The organism is Desulfonatronospira sp. MSAO_Bac3 (assembly GCF_003838035.1).
GTDB lineage: Bacteria > Desulfobacterota > Desulfovibrionia > Desulfovibrionales > Desulfonatronovibrionaceae > Desulfonatronospira > Desulfonatronospira thiodismutans.
Genome location: NZ_QYZY01000241.1, coordinates 1 through 5559, shown reverse-complemented (window position 1 = coordinate 5559; position 5559 = coordinate 1). Strand labels below are relative to the sequence as shown.

6 protein-coding genes are annotated in these 5559 nt (G+C 54.1%); all 6 read left to right on the top strand.

Translation table 11 applies throughout. The features are described 5' to 3' along the window. Positions 1–484: dihydropteroate synthase (locus tag D5S03_RS08355; protein ID WP_287043433.1), on the top strand; the 484-nt coding region annotated here is incomplete at its 5' end. Next, positions 475–1227 carry a diadenylate cyclase CdaA gene (gene cdaA / locus D5S03_RS08350; protein WP_008868522.1) on the top strand — a complete coding sequence of 251 codons (753 nt, stop codon included), beginning with the start codon at positions 475–477 and terminating at the stop codon, positions 1225–1227. The genes D5S03_RS08355 and cdaA, both read left to right, overlap by 10 nt. Positions 1228–1308: 81 nt before the next feature. Next, complete coding sequence (locus D5S03_RS08345; protein ID WP_008868521.1) at positions 1309–2208, top strand: CdaR family protein; 900 nt, start codon at positions 1309–1311, stop codon at positions 2206–2208. Positions 2209–2227: 19 nt separating this feature from the next. Next, positions 2228–3583 carry a phosphoglucosamine mutase gene (gene glmM, locus D5S03_RS08340; protein WP_008868520.1) on the top strand — a complete coding sequence of 452 codons (1356 nt, stop codon included), beginning with the start codon at positions 2228–2230 and terminating at the stop codon, positions 3581–3583. Positions 3584–3661: 78 nt separating this feature from the next. Further along, a complete protein-coding gene (gene galU / locus D5S03_RS08335) occupies positions 3662–4531 on the top strand; it encodes a UTP--glucose-1-phosphate uridylyltransferase GalU (RefSeq protein ID WP_008868519.1) in 870 nt (289 codons plus the stop codon). 121 nt (positions 4532–4652) lie between these two features. After that, positions 4653–5559, top strand: a 907-nt coding sequence (locus tag D5S03_RS08330) for a primosomal protein N' family DNA-binding protein (protein ID WP_287043431.1), incomplete at its 3' end; no start/stop codon positions are given.

Sequence of the window (5559 nt, the reverse complement as noted above, 5' to 3'; positions counted from 1 at the left end):
CGATATTTCAGCCTGCCGTTTTGATCCACAGCTGCTGGACGTTCTGGTGCAATACAAGCCGGGCTATGTGTTGATGCATACCCTGGACCGTCCCGAGAGCATGCAGACGGATCCGCGGTACCGGGATGTAACCCGGGAAATTCTGTCCTTTTTTGAAACCCACCTTGCCAGGCTGGTGCAGGCTGGGATTCCTGAAAGCCACATAGTCCTTGACCCCGGGATCGGCTTTGGAAAGAACTTAGAGCACAACCTGGAAATAATGAGAAACATGGAATGCTTCCATATTCTGGGACGTCCTTTGTATGTGGGTCTGTCCTACAAGTCCCTGTGGAGCGGTCTGCTGGAGGTGGAACTTGAGGGTAGAGGGATGCCCACCCAGGTGGGGACGGCACTCATGGCCGCCAAGCAGGTGGGCATACACAGGGTGCATGATGTTGCGGATACCGCAAACACTTTGAAAATCGTAGAAAATATATGCTCTTAGACCTGGGTATTGTTCAGATCGGCTGGCGAGATCTGGTGGACATAGCGGTGGTGGCCTACATCGCTTACAGGGTCATGCTCTTTCTGAAAGGTACCAGAGCAGTTTCCGTGGTTTACGGCCTGCTTATTCTCATGGTGGTTTATTACGTTGCGGATGAGTTCGGCCTGTATACCCTGCATGGAATGCTGACCAATTTTCTGGGGTCCCTGTTTCTGGTGGTGATCATCCTTTTTCAGAGCGATATCCGCAAGGCACTGGCGGAAATGGGTGCGGGCAGGCTGTGGTTCAATCCCCGGCCCACGAATAAAGTTCTGGACGAACTGATTCTGGCAGCGGTGCATATGGCGGAGAAAAAAATCGGTGCCCTTATTGTCCTGGAAAAAAGAACTCCGCTGGGAGATGTTGTGGAGTCCGGTGTGGAACTCAATGCCGATTTTTCCAGGGAACTTATGGAGACCATATTTTATCCCAGTACCAGACTGCACGACGGGGCTGTTGTGGTCAGGGCCAACAAAATCGCCTATGCCGGCTGCATCCTCCCCCTGGCCGTGGGCGTGCCTTCCAGGTGGAACTTCGGCACCAGGCACAGGGCGGCCATTGGCATAACAGAAGAGAGCGACGCCCTTGCAGTGGTGGTTTCGGAAGAGAAGGGGATGATTTCAGTGGCCATGTCAGGCAAACTGATTCCTGGACTTGATGAGGTACGCCTTAGAAGAGTACTCACATCGGCCTGGGAAAAATAAGTGGACAGAGACAGGATGACAGAATGACAGAGGACAGGAACGTGGCTTTTACTAATGATTTTTTACAGTTAAAATAAAAGCATGCTCAAAAGCAACTGGCAGTACAGGATACTGGCCGTGGTTATGGCTGTTTTTTTCTGGTACCTTATAAGCGGCCAGGAAAAGGTGGAGATGTGGGTGGATGTCCCGGTGGAGGTCTCGCATCTTTCGGAGGATTATACAGTGATTTCCGGCATGGTCAGCAAGGTCACTGTCAGGTGCAGGGCCACCAAGACCATGCTGAGCCGTATGGACATGGCCCGCCTGGCTTATAATCTTGATTTGTCAGGGTTGGAGCAGGGAGAAAACACCATTGTCCTGGACCCAAAAAGAATAAACCTGCCCCGGGCGGTGCAGGCGGTGGAAATCACACCTGCCAGGCTGGAACTGGAGGTGGACAGGATTGTAAGCCGCGAGCTGCCTGTAGAGGTTGTCTGGACAGGGGCAATAAGTCCTTATTACGAGCTGAAAAACAAGATGGTTGAGCCGGCAGCACTGCATGTGCGCGGACCCGAAAAGATCCTGAAAAATATGGATACTGTGAAAACAAGACCTGTGGCTGTTGATTCAGACAGGCCGGACAGGTTTCAGCGCAAGGCGGGGCTTGATCTGCGCCCGGAACTGGAAAGCACTCCCTCTGACGTGCGCGTGGAACTTGTCTTCGGGCCGGTGCTGGAGGATATCTGGGTAAGAAAACCCATTGAGGTCAGAGGTGCACAGGGGGTAAACTACAGCCTGGACCCTGGTTATGTCAGGGCCTACCTTGATCTCCCCCGGGAGTTGCTCCAGGAGGATGGCTGGCGTGAAAAAATTCATTACTACGTGGAAAAAAATCCAGGGGCAGGTCCGGGGGTACATGAATTGCAAGTGTATGCAGAGTTGCCCGAGCATGGACAAGTCCTGGAGATGCGTCCAGAAAAAGTTGAAATTTCAATAGATTAAACAGACAGGAGAATCCGGCATGCGTAAAAAGTTGTTTGGTACAGACGGCCTGAGAGGGCAAGCCAATATTTTTCCCATGCTTCCTGAGATAGTGCTCAGGCTTGGCCTGGCAGCAGGCCAGTATTTCCGCAACGGACACAGGCGGCACAGGGTGCTCATCGGCAAGGATACCCGGCTTTCGGGATATGTATTTGAAAACGCCCTGACCTCCGGCTTCTGTGCTTCGGGCATGGATGTCTTTCTGGTGGGACCCATGCCCACCCCGGCCATTTCTTTTCTGACCAAGAACATGCGCGCCGACCTGGGAGTGGTCATTTCCGCCTCGCACAATCCCTTCATGGATAACGGGATCAAGTTTTTCGATCACAAGGGATTCAAGCTTTCAGATCAGGTGGAGGAGGATATATCCGAACTGGTTCTGTCCCCGGATGTAAACTGGAAGCATCCCCAGCCCGAAGCCATAGGTCGGGCCAGAAAAATCGTGGACAGTCCTGGAAGATATATTGTTCACCTGAAGAACAGCCTGCCCAACACCATGTCCCTGCAGGGGATGAAGGTAGTGATAGACTGTGCCCACGGTGCCACTTACAGGGTGGCCCCGCTTATCTTTGAAGAACTGGGAGCCAAGGTAATCATGGCCGGTACAGAGCCCGACGGAGTGAACATCAACAAGAAGTGCGGCTCACTGTATCCTGAAGTGGCAGCCTCCATGGTCCTGGAGCACGGAGCGGATCTGGGCCTGACCCTGGACGGGGACGGGGACCGGCTTATCGCCATAGATGAAAACGGGGTGATTCTGGATGGGGATCAGATAATGGCCATATGCGCCATGGATCTCATGGAACGTGATGCGTTGCCGGGCAACCTGCTGGTGAGTACGGTCATGAGCAATATGGCCCTTGAAGTCTTTATGCAGGAACATGGAGGAAGGCTGCTGCGCACAAAGGTCGGGGACCGCTACGTGGTGGAGGCCATGCGCAAGGAAGGAGCCGTCCTTGGCGGAGAGCAGTCAGGACACCTCATCTTCCTGGATTACGCAACCACAGGGGACGGCATCCTGGCCGGCATCAAGCTTTTAAAGATCATGCTGCAGAAGAACAGGCCCCTGTCCGAGCTTTCCAGGCTTTTGACACCGTTTCCACAGAGACTTATCAATGTGCATGTGGAAAGGAAAATGCCCTTTGAAGAGGTGCAGCAGGTTCAGGAAGCGGTCAAAGATGCCGAGGCTCAGCTGGGCAGCAAGGGCCGGGTTCTGCTCAGGTATTCCGGCACCGAATCCGTAGCCAGGGTCATGGTGGAAGGCCAGGATGATACCCTGGTGGAGGACATGGCCATAAAACTGGCCAGGGCTGTGGAGGAAGGTCTTCGTGCATAGGGGGATATGGAGCAGAGCCTGCTTCAGGTGGCGGCTCTGCCTGTGAATTATTTTTTAAGACAAACAAGGAGCATGATCATGGAAGCCAAAAAAGTTGTAATTCCTGTAGCTGGTTGGGGAACAAGGTCCTTGCCTGCAACCAAGAACATCCCCAAGGAAATGCTCCCCATATATAAAAAGCCGGCGGTGCAGCACGTAGTGGAAGAGGCTATCGAGGCGGATCTGACCAATGTTGTGTTTGTGACCAACCAGCAAAAAAGGATCCTTGAGGATCATTTTGATTACAATCTGGCCCTGGAAGCAGTCCTGAGGCGGACAAACAAAGAGTATCTTCTGCGGGAAGTGCGCCAGGTGGCCGAAATGGCCAATATCATTTCCGTGCGTCAGAAAGAACAGCTGGGCCTTGGACATGCTGTACTTTGCGCCCGGGAGGTGGTTTCAAAAGAACCCTTTGCTGTCATGGTGGGGGACGACCTCATGTTCAGCCGTCGCCCGGCCATAAAGCAGCTTCTGGAAGCAGCCAAGACCGAGCATATGTCGGTGGTGGGCGTGGTTGAGGTTTCCAGAGAGAGCGTCTCCAATTACGGCATCATCCAGGGAGAGGAGATTTCCCCCGGCCTTTACCGCATCCGCAATGTCTATGAAAAGCCCAGGGTGGAAGATGCTCCTTCCCGTCTGGCCATAGTGGGACGCTATGTTTTGACTCCGGAGATATTCGAACACCTGGAAACCCTGGAACCCGGTCACAACCTGGAGTATCAGCTCTCTGACGCCCTGCAGTCCATGGCCCGCAACAAGAGGCTCCTGGCGGTGAAGCTGGAGGGCCAGCGCTATGATATCGGCAACTGGGTGGACTATCTCAGTGCGAACATACATTTCGCACTGCAGGATGATGAGCTTAAATCCGATCTTTTGAAAAACCTGGAGGAATTTCTTCCCCGGCGCTAAGTCAGAAGTCAGATGTCAGAGGGGGGCTGTCCCGGCTTCGGGACTGTCCCCCGGGAGAGGTCAGAGGTCTCCAGGGTATCTGCTCCCCTGAATGGTTACTCAATTCCTATGCAACCCGCGTATGCAAACACAAGATGCCCGCGCTTCAGTCTGGTCCGCTGCAATACTCTGCCAGCCTTACTCCAGCCTGAGCTATGCTCTGCCCCCTTATCTGCCCGTGCACGTCTGGCACCCGGGCATGCGGGTGCTTGTGCCCATGGGACAAAGCAACAAGCTCTGCTGTGCTGTTCTGGAGCGCAGTGTCCCCGCCCTTCCCACAGAAAAAAAGCTTAAAAGCATATTCTGGCCTCTGGAAAAAGAGGCAGTACTTAGTGCCGACTACCTGGAAATGCTGGAAAACGTGGCCGCCCGGCAGTTGACCAGCCTGGGCCGGGTGCTGGCATCTGTTTTGCCTGCTTCCCTGCGCAGGGTTCCTGACGGCTGGCGGGACAGAAAAAACAAGAAGATTCCTTTTTCCAGCGGCCGGGATAACAGGGAGTTTCTTTCCAGACTGGCTGAGTTCTGGATGCAGGGAGAACTGGATGTAAAAAGTCCAGGCGGCAAAGAACCTGCTTTGACCGTCTCCAGTGACCCCCCATGGCCCATAAGACCACAGGCCAGGGTACAGTGGGCTGTAATGGATCTTCTTTACGCCCACGGCCCCAGAACCGCTTCCAGTATAAGGGCGGAGCTCGGCCAGGGCAGTACAAAGGCCCTGCAGGCCCTGCAGGACAAGGAACTGGTGTGTCCCTGCAAACCCGGGGATGAACCAGAGGGGGGAAGCCTGGAAGCAGGGCAGGATTTTTGTTTCAGCCCGGAACAAAAAGAAGCCCTGAAACATCTGTCTCCAAGATTGCGGCAGGGCTTCGGGGCCTGCCTGCTGCACGGGATAACCGGCAGCGGCAAGACCCTTGTTTACTTAGATCTGGCCCGGCAAAGCCTGGAAATGGGGAGATCTGCGATACTGCTCGCCCCGGAAATAGCCATTG